Annotated in this window: 27 protein-coding genes and 1 riboswitch; all 27 genes read left to right on the top strand. The window is 56.9% G+C overall.

Annotation, left to right across the window (positions count from 1 at the left end):
• Position 1 precedes the first annotated feature (1 nt).
• The 27 genes from Q8Q08_12465 to argS all read left to right on the top strand — a co-directional run bounded on the left by Q8Q08_12465 (position 2) and on the right by argS (position 26,314).
• Positions 2-877, top strand: coding sequence for a bifunctional 5,10-methylenetetrahydrofolate dehydrogenase/5,10-methenyltetrahydrofolate cyclohydrolase (locus tag Q8Q08_12465; protein ID MDP2654825.1), 876 nt, complete (start codon positions 2-4; stop codon positions 875-877).
• Positions 856-2,139, top strand: a complete 1,284-nt coding sequence (locus Q8Q08_12460; GenBank protein ID MDP2654824.1) for an FAD-dependent oxidoreductase — start codon at positions 856-858, stop codon at positions 2,137-2,139. Before Q8Q08_12465 ends, Q8Q08_12460 begins: the two co-directional genes overlap by 22 nt.
• Positions 2,140-2,308: 169 nt before the next feature.
• Complete coding sequence (locus tag Q8Q08_12455) at positions 2,309-3,004, top strand: tetratricopeptide repeat protein (protein MDP2654823.1); 696 nt, start codon at positions 2,309-2,311, stop codon at positions 3,002-3,004.
• A gap of 132 nt (positions 3,005-3,136) precedes the next feature.
• The gene (gene polA / locus Q8Q08_12450; GenBank protein MDP2654822.1) at positions 3,137-5,716 is read left to right on the top strand and encodes a DNA polymerase I; all 2,580 of its coding nucleotides are present in this window, start codon (positions 3,137-3,139) and stop codon (positions 5,714-5,716) included.
• A gap of 25 nt (positions 5,717-5,741) precedes the next feature.
• Positions 5,742-7,151 carry a glycogen synthase GlgA gene (gene glgA / locus Q8Q08_12445; protein ID MDP2654821.1) on the top strand — a complete coding sequence of 470 codons (1,410 nt, stop codon included), beginning with the start codon at positions 5,742-5,744 and terminating at the stop codon, positions 7,149-7,151.
• Positions 7,148-7,786 (top strand): dephospho-CoA kinase, encoded by a 639-nt coding sequence (gene coaE / locus Q8Q08_12440; protein ID MDP2654820.1) that lies wholly within the window; start codon positions 7,148-7,150, stop codon positions 7,784-7,786. Before glgA ends, coaE begins: the two co-directional genes overlap by 4 nt.
• An 84-nt stretch (positions 7,787-7,870) precedes the next feature.
• A complete protein-coding gene (gene rho, locus Q8Q08_12435; protein ID MDP2654819.1) occupies positions 7,871-9,238 on the top strand; it encodes a transcription termination factor Rho in 1,368 nt (455 codons plus the stop codon).
• Between the two features lie 13 nt (positions 9,239-9,251).
• Entirely contained in the window at positions 9,252-9,449 is a 198-nt protein-coding gene (gene rpmE / locus Q8Q08_12430) for a 50S ribosomal protein L31 (protein ID MDP2654818.1), read from the top strand.
• Positions 9,450-9,541: 92 nt separating this feature from the next.
• Complete coding sequence (gene prfA, locus Q8Q08_12425; GenBank protein MDP2654817.1) at positions 9,542-10,606, top strand: peptide chain release factor 1; 1,065 nt, start codon at positions 9,542-9,544, stop codon at positions 10,604-10,606.
• Entirely contained in the window at positions 10,603-11,412 is an 810-nt protein-coding gene (gene prmC / locus Q8Q08_12420; protein MDP2654816.1) for a peptide chain release factor N(5)-glutamine methyltransferase, read from the top strand. The genes prfA and prmC overlap by 4 nt, the downstream gene beginning before the upstream one ends.
• A 15-nt stretch (positions 11,413-11,427) precedes the next feature.
• The gene (murA, locus tag Q8Q08_12415; protein MDP2654815.1) at positions 11,428-12,690 is read left to right on the top strand and encodes a UDP-N-acetylglucosamine 1-carboxyvinyltransferase; all 1,263 of its coding nucleotides are present in this window, start codon (positions 11,428-11,430) and stop codon (positions 12,688-12,690) included.
• A 2-nt stretch (positions 12,691-12,692) separates the two neighbouring features.
• Complete coding sequence (locus Q8Q08_12410; protein ID MDP2654814.1) at positions 12,693-13,265, top strand: aminodeoxychorismate/anthranilate synthase component II; 573 nt, start codon at positions 12,693-12,695, stop codon at positions 13,263-13,265.
• A gap of 22 nt (positions 13,266-13,287) precedes the next feature.
• A complete protein-coding gene (gene trpD / locus Q8Q08_12405; GenBank protein ID MDP2654813.1) occupies positions 13,288-14,304 on the top strand; it encodes an anthranilate phosphoribosyltransferase in 1,017 nt (338 codons plus the stop codon).
• Positions 14,305-14,318: 14 nt separating this feature from the next.
• On the top strand, positions 14,319-15,107 hold the full coding sequence (gene trpC / locus Q8Q08_12400) for an indole-3-glycerol phosphate synthase TrpC (protein ID MDP2654812.1): 789 nt from the start codon (positions 14,319-14,321) through the stop codon (positions 15,105-15,107).
• Positions 15,108-15,123: 16 nt separating this feature from the next.
• A complete protein-coding gene (locus Q8Q08_12395; protein MDP2654811.1) occupies positions 15,124-15,744 on the top strand; it encodes a phosphoribosylanthranilate isomerase in 621 nt (206 codons plus the stop codon).
• Between the two features lie 197 nt (positions 15,745-15,941).
• Positions 15,942-16,086: riboswitch (cyclic di-GMP riboswitch) on the top strand.
• A gap of 173 nt (positions 16,087-16,259) precedes the next feature.
• Positions 16,260-16,562 (top strand): hypothetical protein, encoded by a 303-nt coding sequence (locus Q8Q08_12390; protein MDP2654810.1) that lies wholly within the window; start codon positions 16,260-16,262, stop codon positions 16,560-16,562.
• Positions 16,559-17,704 carry an ArgE/DapE family deacylase gene (locus Q8Q08_12385; protein ID MDP2654809.1) on the top strand — a complete coding sequence of 382 codons (1,146 nt, stop codon included), beginning with the start codon at positions 16,559-16,561 and terminating at the stop codon, positions 17,702-17,704. Before Q8Q08_12390 ends, Q8Q08_12385 begins: the two co-directional genes overlap by 4 nt.
• A gap of 15 nt (positions 17,705-17,719) precedes the next feature.
• A complete protein-coding gene (locus Q8Q08_12380; protein ID MDP2654808.1) occupies positions 17,720-18,163 on the top strand; it encodes a hypothetical protein in 444 nt (147 codons plus the stop codon).
• On the top strand, positions 18,163-18,855 hold the full coding sequence (locus Q8Q08_12375; protein MDP2654807.1) for a DUF3108 domain-containing protein: 693 nt from the start codon (positions 18,163-18,165) through the stop codon (positions 18,853-18,855). The genes Q8Q08_12380 and Q8Q08_12375 overlap by 1 nt, the downstream gene beginning before the upstream one ends.
• A gap of 21 nt (positions 18,856-18,876) precedes the next feature.
• Positions 18,877-19,800, top strand: coding sequence for a DPP IV N-terminal domain-containing protein (locus Q8Q08_12370; GenBank protein MDP2654806.1), 924 nt, complete (start codon positions 18,877-18,879; stop codon positions 19,798-19,800).
• A gap of 44 nt (positions 19,801-19,844) precedes the next feature.
• On the top strand, positions 19,845-20,378 hold the full coding sequence (locus tag Q8Q08_12365; GenBank protein MDP2654805.1) for a hypothetical protein: 534 nt from the start codon (positions 19,845-19,847) through the stop codon (positions 20,376-20,378).
• Positions 20,379-20,415: 37 nt separating this feature from the next.
• Positions 20,416-21,603, top strand: coding sequence for a tryptophan synthase subunit beta (gene trpB, locus Q8Q08_12360; GenBank protein ID MDP2654804.1), 1,188 nt, complete (start codon positions 20,416-20,418; stop codon positions 21,601-21,603).
• An 8-nt stretch (positions 21,604-21,611) separates the two neighbouring features.
• Positions 21,612-22,409: a tryptophan synthase subunit alpha gene (gene trpA / locus Q8Q08_12355; protein ID MDP2654803.1), complete on the top strand. Its 798-nt coding sequence runs from the start codon at positions 21,612-21,614 to the stop codon at positions 22,407-22,409.
• A 19-nt stretch (positions 22,410-22,428) separates the two neighbouring features.
• Positions 22,429-23,700: a pitrilysin family protein gene (locus tag Q8Q08_12350; GenBank protein MDP2654802.1), complete on the top strand. Its 1,272-nt coding sequence runs from the start codon at positions 22,429-22,431 to the stop codon at positions 23,698-23,700.
• 103 nt (positions 23,701-23,803) lie between these two features.
• Positions 23,804-23,977: a hypothetical protein gene (locus tag Q8Q08_12345; GenBank protein ID MDP2654801.1), complete on the top strand. Its 174-nt coding sequence runs from the start codon at positions 23,804-23,806 to the stop codon at positions 23,975-23,977.
• 152 nt (positions 23,978-24,129) lie between these two features.
• A complete protein-coding gene (gene rsfS / locus Q8Q08_12340) occupies positions 24,130-24,453 on the top strand; it encodes a ribosome silencing factor (protein MDP2654800.1) in 324 nt (107 codons plus the stop codon).
• A gap of 184 nt (positions 24,454-24,637) precedes the next feature.
• Positions 24,638-26,314, top strand: coding sequence for an arginine--tRNA ligase (gene argS / locus Q8Q08_12335; protein ID MDP2654799.1), 1,677 nt, complete (start codon positions 24,638-24,640; stop codon positions 26,312-26,314).
• The last annotated feature ends 8 nt before the right edge of the window (positions 26,315-26,322 follow it).

Here is a 26,322-nt window from a genome sequence, read left to right as displayed (position 1 = left end):
AATGTCAGCGCAAATCCTTGATGGCAAACTTTTGGCCGGCCGTCTCCGTGAAGAGCTCAGGCAGGAGGTGCTGACCCTCAAGGAGTCCACCGGCGCCGTTCCCCGGCTGATCAACGTGATGATCGGGCGGGACCCCGGGTCCTGCGCCTACGCCAACTCGCAAAAACGCGTGGCCGAGGCCGTCGGGATACAGTACGAGCTTTCGAGCCTGCCGGAGGACGTGGACCAGCGGGACCTGCTGGAGCATGTGCGCCAGTTGAACCGGGACGCTTCGGTGCACGGCATCATGATCCATAAGCCCGTGCCGCAGCAGATCGATTACCGGGCCGTGGCCAACGGCATCGAGACAGCCAAAGATCTGGAAGGGATCAACGTAACCAACGTCGGGAAGATGCTGCTGGGGAGCACAAAGATGATCCCCTGCACCCCCGCGGCGGTGATGGAGCACATCCGGTCAACGGGCGTTCCTTTGCGCGGCAAAGACGCTGTGGTGGTGGGCGCGAGCGAGATCGTGGGCAAGCCCTTGTCCCTGCTTCTTCTTAGGGAATATGTCACGACCACGGTTTGTCATGTCGCCACGGCCGAGGCCGGACGTTTGCCGCACCACGTCGGCCAGGCCGACATCCTTGTTGTGGCCGTGGGCAAGCCCGGCGTGGTAAAGGGAGACTGGATCAAGCCCGGGGCGATCGTGATTGACGTGGGGATCAACCAGGTGGGAAACAGAATTGTCGGCGATGTTGAATTTGAAGCGGCAAAACAGAAGGCCTCTTTTATCACCCCGGTCCCCGGAGGCGTGGGGCCGGTCACGGTTGTCATGCTGATGCGGAACGGCATCGAAGCGTACAAACTCCAATTATGGGAAAAATCGTTGTTTTAGGCCAGTCTCCGGCTGCGATCAAAACCATTGAGACCCTGCGTGCAAGCGGACGGCAGGACCCGGTGTTCCTCATTTCTTCGGACAGCGCCTGGCCGTATCTCCGGGGGATGTTCCCTGATTTTTTGGCCGGGGATCTGACGGAGAAACAGCTGTTCTCTTCCTCCTCCGGTGACCTGGCCCGGCTGGGCATTGAGACCGTGCTGAACCAAAAAGTCACCCGGATCAACCTCAAACGCAAAAAGATTTTTTTTGAAGATCGCGAATCCCTGGATTTTGAGAATCTGGTGATCGCGGACACGGAAGCCACCAAATTGCCGCCGGTCAAAGGCGCGAACAAGACCGGCGTCTTCGGCTGCCGGCTGTTTAAAGAAATTCAGGACATCGTGAAGGCGGTCCCGTTCATTGAAGCCGCCGCGGTTCCGTCCGGCACCTTTTGGGGATTGAAATTGTCCCTTGCGATTTTGAAACGCAAGAAGGAAGCCATGTGGATTATCCCGGAGGACCGGATTTTTCCCGACTGGCTGCCTGCGGAAATTTCGGCCGCCTTCCTGGACGCGCTGGAACGGCAGGGGCTGCGCGTGATCAGCGGGACGGCCATTTCGGAAGTATTGGGAGACAGCGATGCCAAAGCCGTCCGCCTGAAAACCGGCAAGGTCATCGCCGCGGAAATGGTCATTTTTCCCGACGCCGGGCCGGATTTTCGGTTGTTCGCGGACACGGAGCTGGCGGTCAACGGGCAGGTCACCGTTGATGAGCAGGGCCGGACGAACATGTCCGGTATTTTTGCCGTGGATCAGGCCGGATGCGTGGGAACGTCATGGGGGACCGGGTGTGACAACAGCCGCGACCTTTTGGAAGGGCAGGGAGGCAACCTCGCCCTGTCCATCTCCGGTCAGGCGACCCAGCCGGAAAAAACAGTACCGTTTGTTTCTCTGCAAGCGGAGGGAATTTCTTTGGGTTTGATAGGGCGCGTGGCGGATGGGACGGCGCAGATCTTTGAGGACAAGTCTGGAGACGTTTTCCGCAGGATCTGGGTTGAAGGGAATCGAGTGGTCGGATGTGTCCTTGTCAACGCTGCCGCGGAACAGAAGGCGTGGCAGGAGATCATCGAGAACGGGACAGGTCTGAGCGGCCTTGATCCAGCGTTTTTTAAAATCGCCCGGGAGGCAGAGATGCCTGCCGGACATCCGGAGGTCCCCACGGAGCCGGCGCTGCCGGCCTCTGCTGATGATTTGGGGCCTGCAACGGCCGGGGAGGGCTGATAATATTTTTCTTGCCAAGACGCAAAAACTATATTATCCTATACGCCATAAGCAGTTAGCGTTCGCTTGCCACTTTTTTACCGCGCTTTTATCCATATCCGTTTTCGTTATTGCTTTTCCATCGCAATCTTCTGCGGAACCTCTTGACCAAACAGCCGAAGAATATCATGTGAAGGGCTATCAGGCGCAGCAAAAGGGCAATTTCGGTCAAGCGTTATCGTTTTACTCCAAGGCCGTCACGTTAGGGCTCAAGAACGCCGTGATCTACAACGACATGGCGGTTGTCTATGACCAGCTTGGGCTCCAGGACAAGGCCGAAGAATATTACATGGAAGCCGTTCGGTCCAATCCCGATTATCTTCCCCCGTACACCAATTTGGCATATTTGTATCAGGAGCAGGGGGACGACACGCGGGCCGCGGAATTCTTCCGGAAACGCCTCGAAAAGGCTCCGCCGGACGACCCCTGGGTCGCCAGGATCGAGGAAGATTTTTACCGGATGAACCCCCAGCTCAAGAGGGAAAAGATCGAGCGCGAATCCCGGGAGCTCCACCAGGAGATGGTTGAAAAAGCGCGGCAGGAGTTTGTCCTGCAGGTGATCCGGGCCGACAAGCATTTTCAGAACGGACAGTTGCTGTTAACGGAAAAGAAGTTCGGGGAAGCCCTCGTGGAATTTGACCGCGCCCTGGCCCTGACACCGGGGAACCCGAAAATTCTCGAACTCCGCAAAGAAGCCGCGCGCGGCAAACGGGCGGAACACATCCGCCGCCGCGCTGACAAAGCTGTCAGCCAGCTTGAAACGGGTGATGCTGAGTCTGCCAGGAAAGAGTTCCAAGGTATCCTCGCCGATTTCCCTGACCCATGAATCTTTTGATAAATCCCGCGGACGCGTCCCGATGGTGAGCCAACAGGCTGAAAGCCTGCGGTCCCTGTATTGTGCGCAATAAGCGCCACTCCGATGCATCGTGAGCCCCAAGGAAACCATTGATTGATGTCTGTGCCTAAGTTATTCCTGATTGACGCCCATGCGCTCTGTTACCGTTCGTTTTTTGCCATCAAGGGGCTGTCCACAAGCAAGGGCCAGGCGACCAATGCGGTTTACGGCTTCATCAACACGCTGAATAAGATCCTCAGGGAACACAAGCCGGAATGCATGGCGGTTTGTTTTGACTCCAAGGGGAAAACCCAGCGTCAGGCCTTGTATGCCGATTACAAGATTCAGCGGCCCAAGATGCCTGATGAGCTGATCAGCCAGATCGGACTGATCAAGGATGTGGTGGCGGCGTACCGGCTGCCGGTGCTTGAGGCCGACGGTTTTGAGGCAGACGATATCATCGCCACCGTGGCCCGCTCCCGGCGCAGGGACGAGATGGATGTCGTTATCGTGAGCGATGATAAGGACATGTTTCAGCTGGTTGATGACGGTGTGGCCATTTACAATTCGCGCAAGGAGCGTCTGATCGGACCGGCGGACGTTCAGGAACTGATCGGCGTGGGCCCGGAATACATCGGCGATTATATCGGCCTTGCCGGGGATTCGGTGGACAATATCCCGGGCGTGTCCGGGATCGGCGGGGTGACGGCCAGGGATTTGATTTCGCGGCACGGTCATCTGGAACAGATCTTTGAAAATTTAAACGGCATCAAGTCGGCATCGGTCCGGCAGAAGCTGGAGACACAAAAAGAGCAGGCGTTCCTCTGCCGCCGTTTGGCCCAGCTGGAGGAACGCGTTCCCCTCGAATTAAATCCGGAGGACCTGAAGGTCCGCGAGCCGGATTACCAGCGTCTGTTTGCCCTGTTCAGTGAATTGGAATTCAAGCGTTTCGCCGATGATGCCGCGCGGCATCTGGAGCCCCCGGAAGAAGCCGGCGGGCCGGTCCTTGAGCCGCTTACGGACGTCAAGGCGTTGGCCGGCGAGATCGTCCGGGCCAAGAGATTTGGTTTTATTTGCGAGGAGTCGGAAGGCGTTGTCGATTGCGCGATCGCTGCCGGAGGAGAGAAGGTTTTCAGTGTCTCCCCGGAACAGATCAAGGGCCTGAAGGCCGTTTTCGCGGACAAAAATATTCTCAAGATCACGCACAACCTCAAAGACGGGCTGAAGATTCTAAAGCGGCTGGGATGTTCCTGGGACGGGGAGGTGTTCGACGTGATGCTCGCAGGGTATCTGGTGTCTCCCGGAAAGTCCGCGCCGGACATCTCATCCCTGGCGTGGGAATACTTGAAGATCGTGGTGCCGGCAACGGCCGGCGCGGCGCAGAAGGCCGGGTACATGGAACGTTTGCTGGGCCCCCTGCGTGAGCAGCTCAATGCCAAAGATTTGTTGAAGTTATTCGCGGATATTGAAATTCCGCTGACATTTGTTCTTTCGCACATGGAAGGCGTCGGTGTCCGTCTGAACGGCGGTCTTCTCGCCGATCTGTCCCGTGAAACCGGCAAGAAGATCGATGGCCTGGAGCGGCGGATCTATGACATGGCGGGGGAGGAGTTCAACCTTAACTCCCCGAAACAGCTTGGCCATATTCTTTTTGAAAAGTTGAAGCTGCCGGCCGTGAAGAAAACCAAGACCGGGTTTTCGACGGACGAGGGCGTGCTGACCAAGTTGGCCGGTAATCATGCGTTGCCCGGGGCCATTTTGGAATACCGCCAGCTGGCCAAGCTCAAATCGACGTATATTGACGCTCTCCCGCAGCTCGTGAATCCCCGGACCGGGCGGGTGCACGCCACCTTTGATCAGACCGGGACGGAAACGGGCCGGTTGAGCTCGCATGACCCCAACCTGCAGAACATCCCCATCAGGACAGAACTGGGGAGGGATATCCGGCGGGCGTTCATCCCGTCGGACGACCGGCACGAGATCGTGGCTGCTGACTATTCGCAGATTGAACTGCGGATCCTGGCGCACCTGTCGGGGGACGAAAATCTGCGGCAGGCTTTTTTTGAGGACAGGGACATCCACCGGTTCACCTCTGCCCTGATGTTTGATGTGGCGGAAGAGAACGTGACGCCGGAGATGCGCAACGCCGCCAAACGCGTGAATTTCGGGATCATTTACGGCATGAGCGCGTTCGGCCTGGCCAAGGATTTGGACGTTCCGCAGGACCAGGCGCAGGATTTCATTGACCGGTATTTTTTGCGTTATCCGGGCGTGAAGAAATTTATGGATGATTCGGTCAAACGCTGCGAAAAAGACGGCTATGTCGTGACCTTGCTGAACCGGCGGAGATATATCCCGGAAATCCAGAGCCCTAACCAGGCGGTCCGGCAGTTCGCCCAGCGCCAGGCGATTAACACGCCGGTGCAGGGATCGGCGGCGGACCTGATGAAGCTGGCCATGATCCGTGTTGACCGGGCCTTGCGCGAGCGGAAGCTGGAGTCGGAAATGATGATCACGGTCCATGACGAGCTTGTGTTTGACGCGTTGAGCAGCGAAACAGCGGACCTTGTGGAGCTGATCCGGGTGAACATGGAGCAGGCCCTGGAGCTGACCGTGCCGGTCAAGGTCGCCGTGAAGCGGGGCCCCAACTGGCTCGAGGCCGAAGAGATCGCGGCTTCAGCGCCGTCCCGCGGGAAACGATGATTTTTAAATGAATGTGCAGGGTTCTATGAGAATCGCATTTTTTTCATCTGAAGTCGTTCCGTTCGCCAAGACCGGCGGACTCGCCGATGTCTGCGGGTCCCTGCCGCTGGCGCTCGAGAAACTGGGCGCGGAGATGGTTGTGTTCCTGCCCCGGTACCAGTGCATTGTCCCGTCCAAATTTCAGCTCAAGAGGCTGAACAGCTCGGTCTGGACGACCGTGATCGGGGACAACGTCCAGGTCTATTTCATCGAAAATGAAAAATATTTTGACCGGGCCGGACTTTACGGAAACAGTGAGGGAGATTATCCCGACAATTTGGAGCGGTATCAGTTTTTTTGCGCCAAATCCCTTGAGGTCCTGAAACAGCTCAATCTCAAGATCGACATCGCGCATTGCCACGACTGGCAGACGGCCCTGGTCCCCGCGTATTTGAAATTTTTGCACGCCAAGGACCCGTTCTTTGCCGGGGTCAAATCCGTGCTGACGATCCACAATCTGGCCTATCAGGGTGTTTTTCCTAAAGAGCGTTATCCCCTCCTGGGGCTGGAAGAGAAGCTTTTCAATTCCGAAGGGTTCGAGTTCTATGACCAGATCAATTTTTTGAAAGCGGGCATTGTTTTCAGCGACAGCGTGACCACGGTCAGCAACACTTACGCCAAGGATATCCTGGGTGAGCGTCTGGGATGCGGCCTGCACGGCGTCCTGCGGACGCGCAAGGACGAGGTGGCCGGCATTTTGAACGGCATTGACGCGGAGACCTGGGACCCGGCCACGGACCCTTTAATCGCCGAGCGGTTCACGCGCGACGATCCGGGCGGCAAGATTAAAAACAAGCGAAAGCTCCAGGAGCTGTCCCAGCTTCCGGTCCTGGACGACGTGCCGTTGCTGGGATTTGTGGGCCGGTTGTCGCACCAGAAGGGGATTGACCTGATTTATGACGCGATGCAGGATTTGATGTCCATGGACCTGCAGCTTGTGGTCAAGGGGCTGGGGGAAGGGAAGTATCATGCCATGCTGCGGGCCCTTCAGCACCGGTTCCCGGACAAGTTCGCCCTGCACATCATTTTTGACGAAAATCTGGCCCACCAGGTTTATGCCGGCAGCGACATTTTCCTGATGCCGTCGGTGTACGAACCCTGCGGGTTGAGCCAGATGATCAGCTTGAAATACGGGACGATCCCGCTGGTGCACCACACCGGCGGCCTGGTGGACACGATCCGGCCGTATGACCAGGGGGGAAACGGGTTTGTGTTTCAGGATTATTCGCTCAAGGATTTTTTGCACGCGGTCCGCGAAGCGGTGAAGATTTATCACCGGAAGACGGTGTTCGCCGGCCTGGTCAAAAAGGCCTTTGATTGTCATTTCACCTGGGACGACTCAGCCCGTCAGTACATGGATCTGTATACCCGGCGCCTGGCGTCCGAGACGCGATGAACATGCTTGTTTTCGGCATTACGGGAGGAATCGGTTCGGGAAAGTCCACGGTGGCGGCGATGTTCGCCCGCCGGGGCGCGAAGATCCTTGACGCCGACCGGATCGTCCACGGCCTGATGATGCGTGACCGGGCCTGCCGGGCGCGGATCATCAAGAGGTTCGGTCCGGGGATCCTCTCCGGCCGGACGATTGACCGCAGGAAAATCGCGGCGGTGGTTTTTTCCGATACCGGGGCGTTGGACGATTTGACGCGGATCGTTCATCCCCTGGTGATGAAAACCGCCCGGGAACAATTGTCCCGCTGGAAACGGGGCGGGCGGGTGAAAGTCGCGGCGCTGGATGTGCCGCTGTTGTTTGAGTCCGGAATGGACCGCCTGGCGGATTACACCGTCACGGTGACCGCGTCCAAGAAGCAGCAGGTCGATCGAACGAAGAAAAGACTGGGGATGTCCCGCGCAGATGTCCTGCGGCGGATGTCGGAGCAGATGCCTCTCCGGCGCAAGGCCGCGATGGCGGACATTGTCATTCGCAACGGCCGATCCCTGGTAGAGACCCAAAGGCAGGTCCAGCGCGTTTGGGATAAGATCATATATAGGAATTTGGGGCGAAGTTCAACGCAGGTTAACGCACGATAACATTTAACGAGGTCGAGCAGTATGACGAGAATTTCAAGCAGGGAAACCAGGAAAACCAACGGAACCACCGAGGAGAACACGGATATGGAAAGAGCTCCCTCCAGGGCCGCGGAAAAGCCCGATAAAAAGATCGAATCATCGGACAAGGCGGACAGGAAAACCGAACAGGAAGAAAAGATCGAAGTGAAGCCCGGCCAGAGCCAGCTGGACATCACCAAGCTCAAGGACATGAAGATGTCCGAGCTTTCGAAGGTCGCCAGGGACATGGACGTCAACGGCGTGAGCGGGATCAAGAAGCAGGACCTGATCTTCAAGATCCTCCAGCGCCAGGCGGAGAAGGAGGGGCTGATGTTCGGCGAGGGGACCCTGGAGATCCTTTCCGAGGGCTTCGGGTTCCTGCGCAGTTCAAATTATAATTATCTGCCCTGTCCGGACGACATCTACGTGTCGCCGTCGCAGATCCGCCGGTTCGATCTCAAGACGGGCGACAATGTGAGCGGCCACATCCGGCCCCCCAAGGAAGGGGAAAAATATTTTGCCCTTCTCAAGGTCGAAGCCGTGAACTATGAGAACCCGGAGAAATGCAAAGACAAGATCCTGTTCGACAACCTCACGCCGCTGTATCCCAACAGGCGGCTTGTTTTGGAGACGACCCAGCAGGAGGTTTCGACCCGGATCATGGACCTGTTGACGCCGATCGGCAAGGGGCAGCGCGGCCTGATCGTCGCCCCGCCGTACAGCGGGAAAACGGTCCTGTTGCAAAAAATCGCCAACGCGATCACCGTGAGCAACCCGGACGTTTATCTGATCGTCCTTCTGATCGACGAACGCCCGGAAGAAGTCACGGACATGCAGCGCAGCGTCAAGGGCGAGGTCATCGCCTCGACCTTCGACGAACCGGCGGAGCGCCACGTGCAGATCGCCGAGATCGTGCTGGAAAAAGCGAAGCGCCTGGTCGAACACAAGCGCGACGTCGTGATCCTGCTGGACAGCATCACCCGTCTGGCCCGCGCGTACAACACGGTTGTCCCGCACAGTGGGAAGATCCTCTCCGGCGGCGTGGATTCCAACGCGCTCCATAAGCCGAAGCGGTTTTTCGGCGCGGCCCGCGCCATCGAGGAAGGCGGAAGCTTGACCATCCTGGCCACCGCCCTGGTGGACACCGGCAGCCGCATGGACGAAGTCATCTTCGAGGAGTTCAAGGGGACCGGCAACATGGAATTGCAGATGGACCGCAACCTTTTCCAGCGGCGCATCTACCCGGCCATCGACATCAAGCGCTCGAACACCCGCCACGAAGAGCTCCTGATCACCCAGGAAGAGCTTCAGCGGGTCTGGCTCCTGCGCAAGGCCATCAACGACCTTAACGCGGCCGAGGCCATGGAGCTGTTGATTGACAAAATCGCCAAGTACAAAACCAACAAAGAGTTTCTGGATAACATGAACAAGTAAGGAGGAGCACGAAATGAAGTCGGACATTCATCCTGTTTACGAAGAAACCACGATCACCTGCGCCTGCGGTTCGGTGATCCACACCAAGTCCACCAAGAAGAACATCCGCGTCGAGATCTGCTCGAATTGCCATCCGTTCTTCACCGGTGAGAAAAAGTATGTGGACTCCGCCGGGCGTATCGAGAAGTTCAAGCAGAGATACAAGAAGTAATCCCTTAACGGGCGCGAAAGGGGCGATCCACGGGAGGACATCGTTATGCCTTGTCTCCGTGGATTGTTTCTTTCTCTATCGGAAACGCCATGATCTCTGAAAAGTTTAAAAAAATCGAGGCCCGTTACCGGGAGTTGGAGGCGCTGCTGGGCGACCCCAAGATCGTCGGGGACCAGAACCAGTATCCCAAGCTGGCCAAGGAATATTCCGAGCTCAGTCCGTTCGTGGAGACCTTGAACGCTTACCGCCAGAATCTGGGGCAAATCGAAGAGTTGGGCCGCCTGCTTCAGGAGAAGCACGACGCCGACTTTGAGGATTTGGCCAGGGCGGAGCTCGCGGACTGTGGCCGCCAGAAAATTGAGCTCGAGAAAAAACTTGAAGAGCTGGCCAACCCCAAACGGGAAGAGAAGGACAAGGACCTGATCATTGAGGTCCGCGCCGGCACCGGAGGGCAGGAGGCCAGCCTTTTTGCCGCGGACCTTTACCGCATGTACGCGCGTTATGCCGAGAAGAAGGGCTGGAAGGCGGAGTTGATGAGCAGCCATGCGAGCGAGAGCGGCGGGTTCAAGGAAGTTGTCTTCGGCATCAGCGGCAAAGGCGCGGCCCAGCGGCTCAAATGGGAAAGCGGGGCGCACCGCGTCCAGCGCGTCCCGGCCACCGAAGCGTCGGGGCGTATCCACACCTCCGCGGCCACGGTCGCCGTTCTTTACGAGCCTGAGGAAGTGGAGATCAGCATCGAGCCCAAAGATTTGAAGATCGACGTTTTCCGTTCGTCCGGCCCCGGTGGACAGAGCGTCAACACCACGGATTCTGCGGTGCGCATCACGCACCTTCCGAGCGGGCTGGTGGTTATCTGCCAGGACGAACGCTCCCAGCTCAAGAACAAGATGAAAGCGATGCGCGTCCTCAGGGCGCGCCTTCTGGACAAGATCCGTCTGGAAAATTTTGAAAAAGCCGCCAAGGACCGCAAGGCCAAGATCGGGACCGGGGACCGCAGTGAAAAGATCCGCACGTACAATTTCCCCGACAGGCGCATCACAGACCATCGCATCGGGTTCACGACCCACCGCCTTGTGGACGTTCTGGAAGGCGAGATGGATGAGCTGACCGAAGCATTGATCAAAGCGGAACAGGAAGCCGAGGTGAATGCCTCATGACCGAACAGGAATTGATCCTGACATCGATCCGGGGCTGCCGCCGAGTGGACCTTTACGCGCGTCCGGTGCCGCTGTCACCGGAACAAGAGGCCCGTTTCAGGGGCATCCTGGCCAGGCGGCAGGCCGGAGAGCCCCTTCAGTATCTTTTGGGAGAATGCGAATTTATGGGATCCCCGTTTTATGTGGATTCCCGCGTCCTGATCCCCCGGCCGGAGACAGAGCATCTGGCGGAATGGGCCATAGAAAAAATTTTATTGCTTGGCACAACGCGCCAACTTGAGATCCTTGATGTCGGGACCGGGTCCGGCGCCATCGCCGTCAGCCTGGCAAAATTGTGTCCCGGTTGTCATGTCACGGCCCTGGATTTTTCCGAGGCCGCTCTGGATGTGGCGCGCCGGAACGCTGAACGGAATCAGGTCTCGGACCGGGTCGAGTTTGTTTGCGCGGACATTTTTTCATGGACGCCATCGGGAAAAATCTTTGACGCGGTTGTTTCCAACCCGCCCTATATCCCTTCCGCGAAAATTGCGTTTTTACCGCCGGATGTCCGCAAGGAGCCGGTGTCCGCGCTGGACGGAGGCCCGGACGGCTTGAGATTTTATCGCAGGATCGTCGGGGCCTGCGCTGAATGGCTCGCTCTGGACGGATTTTTGATGATGGAAATGGGAGACGGGCAGCGTCCGGAAATCGAGCGGCTGCTTCATTCAACCGCAAGCTTCGTCGGCCTTGAATTTCGCAGGGATCTCGCCGGCACAGACAGGATATTTGCCGCGCGGCGGCTTTCACCAACGGGTCAAATTCCTTAAAGGAGAAACGAACCCATGGAAAAGTTTGTGATCGAAGGGGGGCGTCCCCTCAAGGGCGAGGTCAAGATCAGCGGCTCCAAGAACGCGGCACTGCCCATCCTGGCGGCGACCCTGCTGACCGACCAGAAATGCGTTGTCCGCAGCGTCCCCAAGTTGCGGGACACCCTGACCATGTGCAAGCTTCTCAGGTCCCTGGGGAAGATTGTCGAGATCCATGAGGACCGCGTCACAGTTTCTCCGAGCGGTCCGCTGAATTACATCGCGGATTACAAGCTGGTGTCCACGATGCGCGGTTCGTTCTGCGTGCTGGGGCCGCTTTTGGCGAAGCTCGGCAAGGCCAAGGTTTCGCTTCCGGGGGGATGTGTTATCGGGGTGCGTCCCGTGGATTTGCATATGAAGGGATTGATGACCCTGGGCGCCAAGACGGATTTTGAGGCGGGGTATGTCACGGCCCGGGCGAACCGCTTGAAAGGACAGCAGGTTTATCTCGGTGGGGTTTTCGGCTCGTCGGTCCTGGCAACGGCCAACGTCATGATGGCCGCGGCCCTGGCCCATGGCGAGACGATCATCGAGTCCGCGGCCTGCGAGCCGGAAGTGGAAGACCTGGGAAATTTTTTGAGCGCCATGGGCGCCAAGATCCAGGGGCAGGGGACCCCGCGCATTTTCATCAACGGCGTGCGCAAGCTCGGCGGCGCGGATTACCGCATCACCTCTGACCGCATCGAGGCCGGCACGTTCGTCCTGATGGCCGCGGCGACGCGCAGCGAGATCGTTCTGCGCAACGCCCATTATTCGCACCTGTTGGCGCTGATCGACCGGCTGGAGCAAGTCGGCGTGGACGTGAAGAAGGACGGGAATTTGATCCGCGTGAAGCCCCGCAAGAATTTGAAACCCGTGAGCGTCACGACCTATCCTCATCCCGGGTTTCCGACGGACCTTCAGGCCCAATACATGGCTCTGATGGCCACGGTGCCCGGCGTGAGCGTCATCACCGACAAGGTGTTCCCTGACCGTTTCATGCACATCGCGGAACTCAACCGCATGGGCGCCCAGATCCGCCGAGAGGGCGGCAGCGCCATTGTCGAGGGGGGAAAGACACTTTACGGCGCCCCGGTCATGGCGTCGGATCTGCGCGCTTCGGCAGCGCTGGTGATCGCTGGCCTCGCGGCCAGGGGGAAGACGGAAATTCTCCGCATTTATCATCTCGACCGCGGATATGAGAACATCGACCGCAAGCTGACCGACCTGGGAGCGGTTGTCCGCCGCGCGAGGGAGTAACAATGATCCTGATGATCGACAATTATGACTCTTTCACCTACAACCTCGTTCAGTATCTGGGGGAGTTGAAGGCTAACCTTAAGGTGTTCCGGAACGACGCCCTGACGCTCCGGCAGATCCGCAAGATGAAGCCGTCCCGGATCGTGATTTCACCCGGCCCCGGCCGGCCGGAGGACGCGGGCGTTTCCGTGGATATCATCCGGGAATTGGCCGGCGAGATCCCTACCCTGGGGGTCTGCCTCGGGCACCAGGCGATCGGATATGCCTACGGCGGGAAGATCATCCAGGCCAGGCGGCTCATGCACGGGAAGACGTCGCCGATCCGCCATGACGGCCGGGAAATTTTTTCCGGCGTGGACAACCCGTTTGACGCCACGCGGTATCATTCCCTGGTCATCGATCCCAAAACGGTCCCTGACTGCCTGGAAGTCACGGCCTGGACAAAGGACAAAGACCGTGAGATCATGGGCGTCCGTCACAAGAAATTCCCTCTCTGGGGAGTTCAATTCCATCCTGAATCCGTGTTGACCAGGGCCGGGATGCGGATTTTAAGCAATTTTCTCAAATTAAAATAGTTATCCTGAAGGGGCCGCCGTTGTGAAGACACGGGAGTGCATCGTTAAAATCAGGTCTGGCCTGGATCTTTCGCAGGCCGAGATCGGCGCCGTGATGCAGGAGATCATGTCGGGATCGGCGCCGGCGCAGGAGATCAAGGATTTCCTCCTGGCCCTGAACGATAAGGGGCCGACGGTGGATGAGATCACGGGCGCGGCCCAGATTCTTCGGCAGTTTTCCATCCGTGTTCCTGCCCAGTCCCCGGTTGTGATGGATACCTGCGGCACAGGGGGCGACCGCAAGGACACGTTCAATATTTCCAGCCTTGTGGCCTTAGCCGTGGCCGGCGCCGGGGTGACGGTGGCCAAACACGGCAACCGTTCGGTCTCGAGCCGGTGCGGAAGCGCGGATGTCCTGGAAGGCCTGGGCGTTAAGCTGGACATCCCGGCAGAGCGATTATCGGAATGCCTGGATAAGATCGGGATCGCGTTCCTTTTTGCCCAGCGGCTCCATCCGGCCATGAAAAATGTGGCCGCGGTCCGCAAGGAGCTGGGGGTGAAAACGATCTTTAACATCCTGGGGCCGCTCATCAATCCGGCGTTCGCCACCCACCAGGTGATCGGCATTTACAGCCGGGATTTTGTGGGGCCGATGGCGCAGGTTCTTAAAAATTTGGGCATTGCACGCGCCCTGGTGGTGCATGGCAGCGACGGGCTGGACGAGATCACGACAACCGGCAAGACCTTTGCCAGCGAATTTAACGGCCGGGACGTGGTTTCTTACGAAATTGATCCGAAACAGTTCGGCATTGCGCCTGTTGAGGAATCCGCGCTGAAGGGCGGGGACTTGTCCGCGAACCTGCAGATTGCCCGGGATGTCCTTGGAGGAGTCAAAGGGCCTCAACGGGAGATCGTGGTGTTGAACGCCGCGTATGCCTTGTTGATCGCGGGGAAGGCGGCTGATGTGAAGCAAGGCATGACCCTGGCGGCCCAATCCCTGGACAGCGGCGCGGCGCGGAAAAAGCTTGAGGATATGGTGCGGTTCACCAACGCGGGATGAGCCGGGAGCCGTTCATGGACAATGATTTTTTAAAAAAGATCGTTGAGCACAAGCAGGAAGTCAACAGGCAAAAGGACGCTTATTACCAGTCCTTGGCCAAGAAGATCAAAGGGGAAAAACTGTCCCGGTACCATATTTTTCAAAGGCAGATTTCGCAGCCCGGGCAGGTCAATCTGATCGCCGAAATCAAGAAGGCCTCCCCGTCGATGGGCTTGATCCGTGAGGAGTTTGACGTCCTGTCCATCGCCCGCGCGTACGTGAAAAACGGCGCGGCCGCGATCTCCGTCCTGACCGAAGAAAAATATTTTCTCGGCAAGCCCCGGTATGTGGCCGCGGTGAGCGAGAATTTCCCGGTGCCGGTTTTGACAAAGGATTTTATCCTTCATGAAGGCCAGATCCATGAGGCCTTCGTTTGCGGGGCCAGCGCGGTCCTTCTGATCATGGCGATCCTGAAAGACGAGGATTGCCGCCGTCTTCTGGAAGCAGCAGGGGATATTGATATGGATTGCCTGCTCGAGGTCCACAATGAGGCCGAATTGGACCGCGCCCTGAACGCCGGGGCCCAGGTCATCGGCGTCAACAACCGCGATTTGAGGACGTTTGCCGTGGATATGAAAATTTGTGAAACACTTATTCCGAAAATTCCAAAAGGCAAGACCATCGTGGCCGAAAGCGGGATCAGGACGCACGCGGACATCATGGCCTTGCAGGGCATGGGCGTGAATGCGGTTCTGATCGGTGAAACTTTTATGCGGGCCCCGGACATCGGACAGAAGGTCCGGGAAGTCATGTCGGGAAAATAAAGAGAGGATCGTGGTCATGATTAGAGTGAAGATTTGCGGGATAACGACGAAAGAAGACGCCTTGAAAGCCGCTTCCCTGGGTGCCTGGGCGGTCGGTTTCATTTTTCATAAAAAGAGTCCCAGGTATGTCGGGCCGTTCAGGGCCAAGGCGATCATCGACGCCCTTCCGCCGTTTGTCACGCCGGTCGGCGTGTTTGTGGACCAGAAGGAAGGGGCGGTGCGGGATATCGCGAAATTCTGCGGGATCCGGACTCTGCAGTTTCACGGCGACGAGACCCCGGAGTATTGCAAACGTTTCAAAGGTTGCCATGTCATCAAGGCCTTCCGGGTCGGCGATCAATTTGACGTAGCGCGCTTGAAAAATTATCATGTCAGCGCTTTTCTTTTTGATGCCCATCATCCGGGCAAGCATGGGGGGACGGGACAGGTTTTTGACTGGTCGCTGCTGACAGGGGTAAAAAATTACGGCAAACCCGCGATCCTTTCCGGGGGGCTGAACGCCCAGAATGTGACAAAGGCCGTTGAAGAGGTCCGGCCGTTTGCCGTTGATGTTTCCAGCGGGGTAGAGGAGGCGCCGGGCCGTAAAAGCGAGAAGTTGATGAAGGATTTTATCAGCAGGGTTTACATTCCTGTTTAACCGGGTTTGATTTCGTCCCGAAGGTCGGGATTCGCTCGTCCGGCGGGATCGGGTCTTTCCCAAAATTCTTTGCTCTGCGGGTGTCTTTTTTCAGCCGGTAACCGTTTGCGGAACAGAGACTTGCGGAAAACAAAAAAATCCTGAATATTCCGGCCCGGTCCCTTGTCATCAATATATCTATATGATATAGTTTTTATAGCCGATAAAGGCAAACCCGGGGAAACCCGGGGACGCAAAGCTCCAGACCTAACTTGTCTGACGACCGGAAAGGCCCGTGAGGCGATCGGGCACGCGAAGATGTTCGTGGGGTTGGTAGGACAATACGGTGGCTGAGTTGCCGAAGCGCGAGGGGATCCGACATCCCCGTCTTTATCGGCTTTTTTTATTTCCTAAAAAGCCAAAACCCTTAGATTTGATAAGGGTTTTTTTATTGCCTGCCGCGGTTTGGCTTGTTGCCCGTGATTTTCCAGCGAAAATTTCTTCCTCACAAGTCGTTTATGTTATAATAACTTCTCATGAGCCAGCGGTTTATAAGAATTTACAAAAAGCTGGATATCCACGAGATCAAACAGCATCTGCTGGTTTATGGTGATGTTTCGGCCAACTGTGGAAATTGTCAGGCCATTGACCTCAAATTGGATGCCCAACAGTGCCCCCAGTGCGGGACGCCCTTTAAGTACATTGCGTTCCGGAACGTCAAGCATCACCTTCCCAAATTACAGCGCCTGAATGAACAGCGCCCCGAACTGGTGTTCGTGGATTTTGAGGATTTCAGCCGTATCCTGGGCGCACTCAAAGCCGAGGAGTTTTTGAGATGATCAATAAATCCCGTCTTGTCAAGCTGACCCAGAAAGTTTTGAGTTATAACTCCGAGAATCCCCCGGGCAATGAATTGGCCCTGTCGAAATACATCGTCCAGGACATGAAATCCCTTGGCCTGGAGGTGAAGACGTATACCTTTGAGAAGAATCGCCCCAACGTGGTGGCCACGCTCAAGGGCTCCTGGCCGCGGGCCCGCGCTGCCAAGGAGGCGATCCTGATCACGCCGCATTTTGACACTGTGCCGATCGGCAAGGGCTGGGAATTTGATCCCCTGGGCACGGACATCGTGGGCGGGCGCATTTACGGCCGTGGGGCCAGCGATGATAAGGGAAATCTGGCCAGCGCCATGGAGGCTGTGCGAAGCCTGGTCGAGGACGGCGCGAAGCTGAAGCGCGACCTGATCATGGCCGCGACCGTGGACGAGGAGACCGGCAGCCACGCCGGGATCATTCCTTTATTGGATAAGAAAATCCTCAAGCCCAAGGTCGCCCTGATCCTGGATTCCGATGAGTTCAACTCGATCATCACCCAAAAGGGGCTCATCCATATGCGCGTTCAGATTTTCGGCAAAAAGGCGCATGGGGCTTACAATTGGCGGGGGACGAACGCCATTGAAATCGCGTCCCGGGTGATTAATGATTTGAAGGCCTACCGGTTCAAATTCCTGCCGCATCCGATGCTGCACGCGCCCACGATCAATATCGGCGTCATCAAGGGCGGGGACAAGGTCAACATGGTGGCTGATTTTTGTGAATTTGCCGTGGATGTCCGGTATCTACCCGGCATGACCAGCGGACCCCTCCTGAACGATATTAAAAAATTGATCCGGCGTCATGCAAAGAGATTCCGGATCGAGATCGACGATCTTCAGCAACCGTATGCCATGGACCCGGAGCACCCGTTTGTGAAGACCTATGTCCAAAGCGCCAGGAAGCTGGGGCTTCGCGCTCCCTTGAAGGGGAGCGAAGGCGCGACGGTCATCACGTTTTTCAAGAAGCACGGGATCCCGGCGTTTGCCACGGGTTACGGGGCGGAGGGAACGTATCATACGACCGATGAGTACGCGGAAATCGGGACCCTTTACCGCGGGACACAGCTGCTGGAGCGGTTTCTGAAAGATTATGACGCCGCGGTGTAAGGAGCGGGCCGGTTTATGAAGCCGTCCCATCATGTCGCGATCTCCCTGGCGGCCGGTTCCCTGTTCGGCGCCGCTACGCGGTCCTGGGACGGCGCGTTGTCCTGCCTTTTATGCGGGGTGTTCATTGACCTGGACCATATTCTTGATTTTTGGTTCGCGAAAAGGAAATTGGTTTTCACCTACGGCGAATTGTGGAATTTTTGCGCCAAGGAAAGAGAAGGCAAGTTGCGCCTGGTCCTGCACTCCTATGAGGCGCTTTTACTTTTCTGGGCTGTGATTGTCCTCCAGGGGTTGTCCCTGGCGTGGTGGGGAGCGGCGGTGGGGTTGACCGTCCATATCCTTTGTGATGCCGTGACGAACCCGTTGCGCCCGTTTGTTTATTTCTTCACATACCGATGGAAACACGGATTTCAAAAACGTTACCTTTTCTTGGAAGACTATTACGGCGGATTGTCGTGATGTCCCTGGCCGTTGCTTTTTCATCCGTTGCGCCTCTCCCGGCTGAGGAGACGGTATTTTTCAGCGGGGAAACAATCCGGTATTCGATCAAAAAAGTCGGAGTGAAAGCCGGGGAGGCGACCCTGACGTTCCTCGGGGCGAAGGAGGTTTCTGGTCAAAAAGTCTTGGAAATCGTTTTCAAGGCCAAAGCCGGGAATTTATACGACGGCGAAGAGAGGATCTTCGTGGACCCTGTGACCTACCGGCCCGTTCAGGTCCACCGTGATTTGCACGTTTTCGGGAAAAAGGAAAAGATCCTGGAGTTTTATGACAAGGAGACCGGGCGCGTCCGGATCGTGAAGACAGCCGGAGGAAAAACGACGGAGCAGGTTATTGAGAAGGAACAGCCCCTGGATAATCTTTACGGGTTCATTTACCGTTACCGCCGGGAAGGCCGCTTCGACCCCGAGGAGAAGATTGCGATGAACCTTCCCACCACGGATGTCCTGATCCAGTTAAAGGAGAAAGTCCAAATCAAGGCCGGGGGGCAGGTCTATCAGGCCTATCATATGCAAAGTGATCCCCAAAAATACCGGGTTTGGTTCGATGCCGGCCCGCAGAGGATCCCGCTCCGCATCGACGGGGCCGTGGGGTTCGGCAACACGGTCATGATCATGAACCAGTATGAACCCGCGGGCGCAGGGAACCTTTAGGACTACGGAAAAGAGGTTGACATGGATTTGAAAGGCACGATTGTTTTTGTTTCCGGCAGACACGGGGATTACGATGTTTTTACCGTTGAGCTTCCGTCCGGAGAGATCGATAAGCTGACAACCGGCGATTCATGGAACGATATGCCCAAGTGGTCGCCGGACGGCCGGAAGATCGCGTACATCTCCAACAAGAGCGGCACCGCCGAGATCTGGGTCATGAATGCCGACGGCTCTGAGAAGGCCCAGATCACGAAATCCGGGAAGCACCACCAGTCCCCGGACTGGTCGCCGGACGGGCGCAAGCTGGTGTTCTGCGCGAACTATCACGGGCACATGGACGTTTACACCATGAACGCGGACGGGTCGGATTTGGCTCAGATCACGGATTATGAAGGGATGGACTTCACTCCCAACTTTTCGCCGGACGGACGGCGGATCATCTTCGCGTCGAAACGCAGCGGCAATTCGGATCTCTGGGCTTATGAGATCGCCACGAAGTCCCTGCGGCAGTTGACCGAGTTCCGGGGACGCGATTATTCCCCGGCCTTCTCGCCGGATGGTTCCCGGATCGCCTTTGTCACTGGATTGGCCGGGGCGGACGGCAAGGAAAATCTCGAGATTTACGTGATGGACAGCGATGGCAAGAACGAGAAGCGGGTCACGACAAATCTGGGGATTGACCGCCACGTGGGCTGGTCGCCGGATGGGCGGTTCCTCGTTTTCGCTTCCAACCAGCCGCGGTCCACCGTGGAGCGGCTCTGGGTGGCGGACACGCAGACGCCGGATATCGGCGCGATACGGTTCGACCGCAAGGCCCTGGAGCGGGAGATCGGTGCGGAGGCCAAGGGCGCTTTCTTTTTTCAATTCCTGCCGGAGCCGATCCGCAGAAAGTTTTATCCGGAGAATTTCTTTGGGACCGACAGGTATCCGGATTGGACGTCCTAAGGCTTCATTCGTTGAGCAGCGCACTATAATCGGGAGGATCAATCATGGGTGATTTTCGTCAGGTTGTCGCTAAACTGAATCAGGATTACGCCGCCGCCGTCAAGTTGGACACGGGGGATGCCTACAGCCGCTTGTCCACGATCTTCGGCGGGCTTGAGCAGGCCTTTCGCGAGCATATGCAGAGTTTGACCGAAAAGGACCTGAAGCGGGTCATTCAGAAGCTCAAGGGCGGAGAGACCCTGACCGTTCAGGACTTGGAGGTCGTCAAGCTGTGGATGGTGGGCGACGCGGATTATTATACGACCATGGAAAATAATCTGCAGGACTGGAAGAATGAGCTCAAGCGTATCATGGAAGAGATCAGCCTCCTTAACGCCGGCAACCTGGACCTGGCCGGGACCTGCCGCATGCGCGGCCTTTTGACCGACGGGTCGCGGGTGATCGGGGACGTTTTTTACTATGCCCAGCAGAAGGACCGCATGGCGAAATTTCTGGAGTCCACAAAAGAGATCGATCCTGAAGAGCGGGCGATCCTTGTCCGGCTTCTGGAGCAAAAGATCAAGTCCGACATTTTTTAGAATGAGAGAGTTTTTCCCCGGGACTCCCCGCATTGATATGAAAAGCGTTTTGATCCCAGACCGCCGCGGCCGTTTCGGCGAATTCGGGGGACAGTTTGTCCCTGAAACGCTCATGGCCGTGCTCTCGGAGCTGGAAAAAATTTACTACAGTTTAAAAAGCGACCGTAAATTCCAGACGGAATTCCGCAGGTATTTGCGTGAATATGCCGGCCGCCCGACGAATCTTTATTTTGCCGGCCGGCTCAGCCGCTATTTGAAGACGCTGAACGTCTATCTCAAGCGCGAGGACCTTTTGCACACGGGCGCTCACAAGATCAACAACACCCTGGGTCAGATCCTGGTAGCCAGGCGAATGGGTAAGACGCGCATCATTGCGGAGACCGGCGCGGGCCAGCACGGGGTGGCCACGGCCACGGCCGCCGCGCTTTTCGGGCTGGAGTGTCATGTTTACATGGGCGCGGAGGACATCGAGCGGCAGGCGTTGAACGTTTTTCGCATGCGGCTCCTGGGCGCCGAAGTGATCCCGGTGACCAGCGGATCGAGGACATTAAAAGATGCCATGAATGAGGCCATCCGGGACTGGGTCACGAACGTTCGCAATACTTTTTATATCATCGGGTCGGTCGCCGGCCCGCACCCGTATCCTGTGATGGTCCGGGATTTCCAGGCGGTCATCGGGCAGGAGGCCCGCCGGCAGTTCCTCAAAATGCGGGGGAGTTCGCCGGATTACCTCGTGGCCTGCGTGGGGGGCGGCAGCAACGCCATGGGGTTGTTCCATGCCTTTTACCGCGACCGCGGGGTGAAGATGATCGGTGTCGAAGCGGCCGGGCACGGCCTGCACACGAAACAGCATTCCGCGAGTTTGAACAAAGGGAAGGTGGGGGTCTTGCACGGAAGTAAAAGCGCGTTGCTTCAGGATGAGGGCGGCCAGGTCCATATCGCGCATTCGGTGGCGGCCGGGCTGGATTATCCCGGCGTGGGGCCTGAACACGCGTATTACCAGCAAACCGGGCGGGCGGCGTATGTGGCGGTGACGGACCAGGAGGCCATGCAGGGACTCAAACTGCTTTCCCGGATGGAGGGGATCATCCCGGCCCTGGAATCGTCCCATGCCGTCAGCTATCTGACGAAATTGGCCAAAAAAGTAAAGAACAAAGCGGATGTGATCGTCTGCCTTTCCGGCAGGGGAGATAAAGATGTGGCCGCGATCAAAGATCTGATTTGAAAGGTTCTATGAACCGCATTGACCGGAAATTTCAGGAGTTGAGACGTGAGGGCCGAAAAGCACTGATCACGTTCATTACGGCCGGCGATCCGGATATGGCAACGACCGGACAGCTGGTCTTGGCGTTCGACCGGTCCGGGGCGGACATCGTTGAACTGGGGGTGCCATTTTCCGATCCTATGGCGGACGGCCCGACCATCCAGGCCTCGTCCTTCCGCGCCCTCAAAAAAGGTGCGACGTTGGCCAAAATCTTGAATTTGGTCAAAGATATCCGCCGGCACTCGGAAATCCCGATCGCGTTGATGACGTATTACAATCCGGTTTTTCGCTTCGGCGAAGAAAAATTTGTCAGGGAAGCCGTGAAAGCCGGGGTGGACGGTGTGATCATCCCGGATCTTCCCCCGGAAGAAGCGGTCCGTTTGCGGATTTCGGCCCGCCAGGAAGGGCTGGCCACGGTGTTTTTCCTTGCCCCGACCACCACGCCGCAGCGTATGAAAACGATTATCCAGCAGGCCACCGGGTTCATTTATTATGTGTCCCTCACCGGCGTGACCGGCGCCCGACAGCGTTTGCCGGCCAGTTTATTTGCCGGAGTGCAACAGGCCAAGCGGTTGACGCGAAAACCTGTGTGCGTGGGGTTCGGCATCGCTTCGCCGGACCAGGTCAGGGAGATCGCACGGTTTGCAGACGGCGTGATTGTCGGAAGCGCGATCGTTAAAGCCATCGAGAAAAATGCGGGGAACAGGGATCTCGTTGCCAGTGTAAGCCATTTTGTCAGCAGGCTGGCCAGACCGCTGAGAACCTGATTAAATAAAGGAAAACAGAATGTATCACAGGACAGATCTTGAAAACGGATTGCGCGTCGTCACCCACAGCGTCCCGGACAGGCAAAGCGTAGCGATCGGAATCATTGTGGGCGCGGGCGGGCGTTATGAAGAGAAGGCCAATAAAGGGGTTGCCCATTTCCTTGAGCATATGGTGTTCAAAGGCAGCCGGAAATATTCCTGCAAGCAGATCAAAGAATCCGTTGAGGGCGTGGGCGGAGCGCTCAACGCCTTCACGACCGAGGAACAGACCTGTTTTTACGCCAAAATCCCGGCCAAACATCTGTCGCTGACCTTTGACGTCCTTGCCGACATGGCGTTTTTTCCGTCTCTCGCTGAAAAAGATGTGGTGAAGGAGAAGGGGGTCATTCTTGAGGAAATCAAGATGTACCATGATCTTCCCCAATATTATGTCCATGACCTTTTGGACGAACTGATGTGGCCTGACCACCCGCTGGGCATCAGCCTTGTGGGGACGCAAGAGTCTGTGGGAGGCTTGTCGGCGGCCGCCCTGAAGACCTTCCATGCGGATAATTTTAGAGCCGGGAACGTGGTCATTTCGGCCTGCGGTCATTTGAGGCACGATGCGTTTGTCCGGCTGGTCAGGCAGAAGCTCGGGAAAATCTCTTCAGGGACAGGCCCGGATTTTCTCGAAGCTGCCGCTTCCCAGGACCATCCGAAAGCGCGGTTTTTCCGCAAAGACACAGAGCAGATGCATTTGGCCCTGGGCATGCCAGGGATGGACAACCAGGACCCGGAGCGCTACGCCCTGAGCCTTCTTAACATTATTCTTGGAGGCAACATGTCGAGCCGTCTTTTCAACGAGATCCGTGAAAAACGGGGGCTGGCGTATTCGATTTCCAGTTCCACGAAATATCTTTACGATACAGGGGCCCTTGTGGTCCGCGCCGGGGTCGATAACGCGAAAATCGTGGATACCGTGGATGTGGTCCTTCGGGAATTGGTCAAGATCCGCCGCAACGGGGTGGGGGCCGGTGAATTCGCCCGGGCCCGGGACTATTTCATCGGTCAGGTCACGCTCGGACTGGAAGAGACCATGGATCATATGCTCTGGATCGGAGAGTCCACCATGATCTACGATCGCATCCGCACGCTCAAGGAGCTGATCGCCCTGATCCGCAAGGTCAAACCGGGGGATATCCGTGCGGTCACGCGGAAAATTTTCAGGGACGACCGGTACAGCATGGCTCTGATCGGCCCGATCACCGATGAACAGGAAAAAAAGATGAGGGGTCTGCTCTCGATCCCGTGAGGGATGGAGAAGAAGGCTTCATTTGATGTTTTTTGATTTGACAAGGATTGTAATATCGGTTAGACTCAATTCATTATTTAACTTTCATCAATAAGGAGGCAGTATGGAAGAATTATCCTTCTACGATGTTAAGACCAAATCGAAATTTAAGACCACTGAATATCAGGTCCGTGAGAAAGCCGGGAGATTCTTCGCCGTGACGAAAGCCAAGGGCGGTACGCATGAATGCTGGCGCGTTTTGAGTAAGGACCAGGCCGCAAAGATGAAGCAGGGTTAGATTTCTTTTTCCCTTCCGGCGGGGATCCCGCCGGAAGGGGTTTGTTTTTATTCCATCGAAAATCCGGTGATCCGGGATCGCGCCCATCGGACGCGGTCCACTCGTAGAAGGGTTGCAGCGTTATCAGTCCTCGGGATTTATCAGCACGACAATTGGCACAGGCGATCGTAGGATGCGCCTCTGACAAGAAAGCGGAAAATATCGTCGTCCTTGACATGCGCAAGGTGGCGAATTTTTGCGACTATTTTGTCATCTGCACCGGTAACTCCGACCGGCAGGTCCGGGCGGTTGCCGAAGGGATCAGCGAAGGGCTGGGGCAGAAAGGCGTCAACGTGCGCTATCAGCAGGGCTTCCGGGACGGGCATTGGGTTCTCCTGGACCTGGGAACGGTCGTTGCTCATGTCTTTGACCGGGAAACGCGAGAGTTTTACGGCCTCGAGCATCTCTGGCAGGAAGCCAAGAAGGTCCACATTTAAGTCCCCGGTCTCGCCTGTCGATTGTTTTTCAGGGATTCCTGTCCGTGTGTCCCCCTCGACCGCAGGGCATAACGTTTCTACGGTTTTTTCGATCCTTCCTTTCAAACCGCCCATTCGTATCTCCGGTTTTCCAATTTTTGGTGCTCGCTTCGGCTTTCCAGCCGCCGGACACAAGTCTTGAACCATGGCTACCGATTTGAAACAGCAATTGCAGTCTTTCCTCGAGTCTTCGCTGAAGGCGCCTTTTGCGGCCCACGGAGAATCCCCGGCCATTCTTCTGGAATGCCCTTCCGACAAAAAATTCGGCGATCTGTCCTGCAACATCGCCCTGAAAGCCTCCCGGATCTTTAAAAAGCCGCCGGTCCTGCTGGCGGAGGAATTCCGTAAGATTTTATCCGAAGCGATCTCCCATTCCGTTCTAAAAGACAAGATTGAGAAAATTACGGTCGAAAAGCCGGGGTTCATTAATTTTTATTTGTCCCGTTTTGCGGCCTACGACGTGCTTTACGCGGTCTTCCGAGAACAGGCACAGTTCGGGCGGTCGACATTCGGCCAGGGACAAAAGATCCAGATTGAATTCGTCAGCGCCAATCCCACGGGCCCGTTGAGCGTGGCCCATGCCCGCCAGGCCGCTGTCGGCGACGCGCTCGCGAATATCCTGAATTTTATCGGCTTTCAGGCTGTGAAGGAATTTTATCTTAACGATGAGGGCAACCAGATCAACCTTCTGGGCAAGTCCATCGAATGCCGCGCCATCGAAATTTTCGGCGGCACGGCTGAACTGCCGGAGAACGGCTATCAGGGAGAATACATCCGCGACATCGCCGCCCGGTTGATCAAGGAAAAACAGATCAAAGGCCGGGAGGATCTCGCAAAAGTTTTGCCCCAGGAGTTTTCCCGGTACGGCGTGGATTATCTGTTGGGCGTGATCAAGAAGGAACTGGAAGACTTTCGCGTCCATTTCGATGTCTGGTCGCACCAGAGCCACATCGCCACTCAACCGCAGATCGAGGATGTCCTGCGTTCCTTGAAGGACAAGGGCTTTCTTTTCGAGCAGGAGGGGGCGCTTTGGTTCAAGACCACGGCATTCGGAGACGACAAAGACCGCGTGGTCAAAAAAAGCGACGGCGCGTATACCTATTTCACCCCGGACATCGTTTATCACCGTGATAAATTTCAAAGAGGGTTTGCCAGGGTTTTTAACATGTGGGGACCGGACCACCACGGGTATATTCCGCGGCTTAAGGCCGCGGTGGCAGCCCTCGGGTATGATCCCTCGGCCCTGGAAGTCCTTATTGTCCAGCTCGCCACGATTTACCGGGACGGCAAGCCGGTGTCCATGTCGACCCGCCGGGGCCAGTACATCAGCCTGCGGGAGGTCATGGATGAAGTCGGGGTGGACGCCGCGCGGTTCTTTTTTATGATGCGGCACATCAACGCGCACCTGGAATTCGACCTGGAACTGGCCAAGAAGCAGACCGCGGAAAATCCGGTGTATTACATCCAGTATGCCCACGCCCGCATCCACAGCGTCATCGCCAAGGCCGCGGAGGCTAATCTTTCACCCAGGACCTCCGGATTGAACCTTTTGGTTCAGCCGGAAGAGATGGATTTGATCAAGACTGTCGGGGGATTCTCCGATGTCCTTCTGATGTGCTGGCAGCAAAGAGACCCCTACGCCCTGGTCAGTTATCTGCAGGAACTGGCCACGTGTTTCCATAAATTTTACGACTGCCACCGCGTGGTCGATCAGGAGAATTCCGCTTTGTCCGGAGAGCGGCTGGCGCTGATTGACGCGGCCCGGATCGTCCTGGCCAACGGCCTGCGCCTGTTGGGCGTCAGCACACCGGCCAAAATGTAACGTTTGTC

Source organism: Candidatus Omnitrophota bacterium (assembly GCA_030688425.1).
Classification (GTDB): Bacteria; Omnitrophota; Gorgyraeia; order Zapsychrales; family JANLHA01; genus JAUYIB01.
This window is presented reverse-complemented; position numbering and strand designations above follow the sequence as displayed.

Excerpts from the sequence above, each read along its gene's own strand:
- prmC (MDP2654816.1), top strand. The coding sequence starts at position 10,603 with ATGACCGAACAGGAATTGATCCTGACATCGATCCGGGGCTGCCGCCGA.
- murA (MDP2654815.1), top strand. The coding sequence starts at position 11,428 with ATGGAAAAGTTTGTGATCGAAGGGGGGCGTCCCCTCAAGGGCGAGGTC.
- Q8Q08_12465 (MDP2654825.1), top strand. The coding sequence starts at position 2 with ATGTCAGCGCAAATCCTTGATGGCAAACTTTTGGCCGGCCGTCTCCGT.
- Q8Q08_12345 (MDP2654801.1), top strand. The coding sequence starts at position 23,804 with ATGGAAGAATTATCCTTCTACGATGTTAAGACCAAATCGAAATTTAAG.
- Q8Q08_12380 (MDP2654808.1), top strand. The coding sequence starts at position 17,720 with ATGAAGCCGTCCCATCATGTCGCGATCTCCCTGGCGGCCGGTTCCCTG.
- rpmE (MDP2654818.1), top strand. The coding sequence starts at position 9,252 with ATGAAGTCGGACATTCATCCTGTTTACGAAGAAACCACGATCACCTGC.
- coaE (MDP2654820.1), top strand. The coding sequence starts at position 7,148 with ATGAACATGCTTGTTTTCGGCATTACGGGAGGAATCGGTTCGGGAAAG.
- Q8Q08_12370 (MDP2654806.1), top strand. The coding sequence starts at position 18,877 with ATGGATTTGAAAGGCACGATTGTTTTTGTTTCCGGCAGACACGGGGAT.
- Q8Q08_12385 (MDP2654809.1), top strand. The coding sequence starts at position 16,559 with ATGATCAATAAATCCCGTCTTGTCAAGCTGACCCAGAAAGTTTTGAGT.
- Q8Q08_12390 (MDP2654810.1), top strand. The coding sequence starts at position 16,260 with ATGAGCCAGCGGTTTATAAGAATTTACAAAAAGCTGGATATCCACGAG.
- Q8Q08_12460 (MDP2654824.1), top strand. The coding sequence starts at position 856 with ATGGGAAAAATCGTTGTTTTAGGCCAGTCTCCGGCTGCGATCAAAACC.
- trpA (MDP2654803.1), top strand. The coding sequence starts at position 21,612 with ATGAACCGCATTGACCGGAAATTTCAGGAGTTGAGACGTGAGGGCCGA.
- trpB (MDP2654804.1), top strand. The coding sequence starts at position 20,416 with ATGAAAAGCGTTTTGATCCCAGACCGCCGCGGCCGTTTCGGCGAATTC.
- rho (MDP2654819.1), top strand. The coding sequence starts at position 7,871 with ATGGAAAGAGCTCCCTCCAGGGCCGCGGAAAAGCCCGATAAAAAGATC.
- Q8Q08_12410 (MDP2654814.1), top strand. The coding sequence starts at position 12,693 with ATGATCCTGATGATCGACAATTATGACTCTTTCACCTACAACCTCGTT.
- argS (MDP2654799.1), top strand. The coding sequence starts at position 24,638 with ATGGCTACCGATTTGAAACAGCAATTGCAGTCTTTCCTCGAGTCTTCG.
- Q8Q08_12375 (MDP2654807.1), top strand. The coding sequence starts at position 18,163 with ATGTCCCTGGCCGTTGCTTTTTCATCCGTTGCGCCTCTCCCGGCTGAG.
- Q8Q08_12395 (MDP2654811.1), top strand. The coding sequence starts at position 15,124 with ATGATTAGAGTGAAGATTTGCGGGATAACGACGAAAGAAGACGCCTTG.
- Q8Q08_12365 (MDP2654805.1), top strand. The coding sequence starts at position 19,845 with ATGGGTGATTTTCGTCAGGTTGTCGCTAAACTGAATCAGGATTACGCC.
- trpC (MDP2654812.1), top strand. The coding sequence starts at position 14,319 with ATGGACAATGATTTTTTAAAAAAGATCGTTGAGCACAAGCAGGAAGTC.
- Q8Q08_12350 (MDP2654802.1), top strand. The coding sequence starts at position 22,429 with ATGTATCACAGGACAGATCTTGAAAACGGATTGCGCGTCGTCACCCAC.
- glgA (MDP2654821.1), top strand. The coding sequence starts at position 5,742 with ATGAGAATCGCATTTTTTTCATCTGAAGTCGTTCCGTTCGCCAAGACC.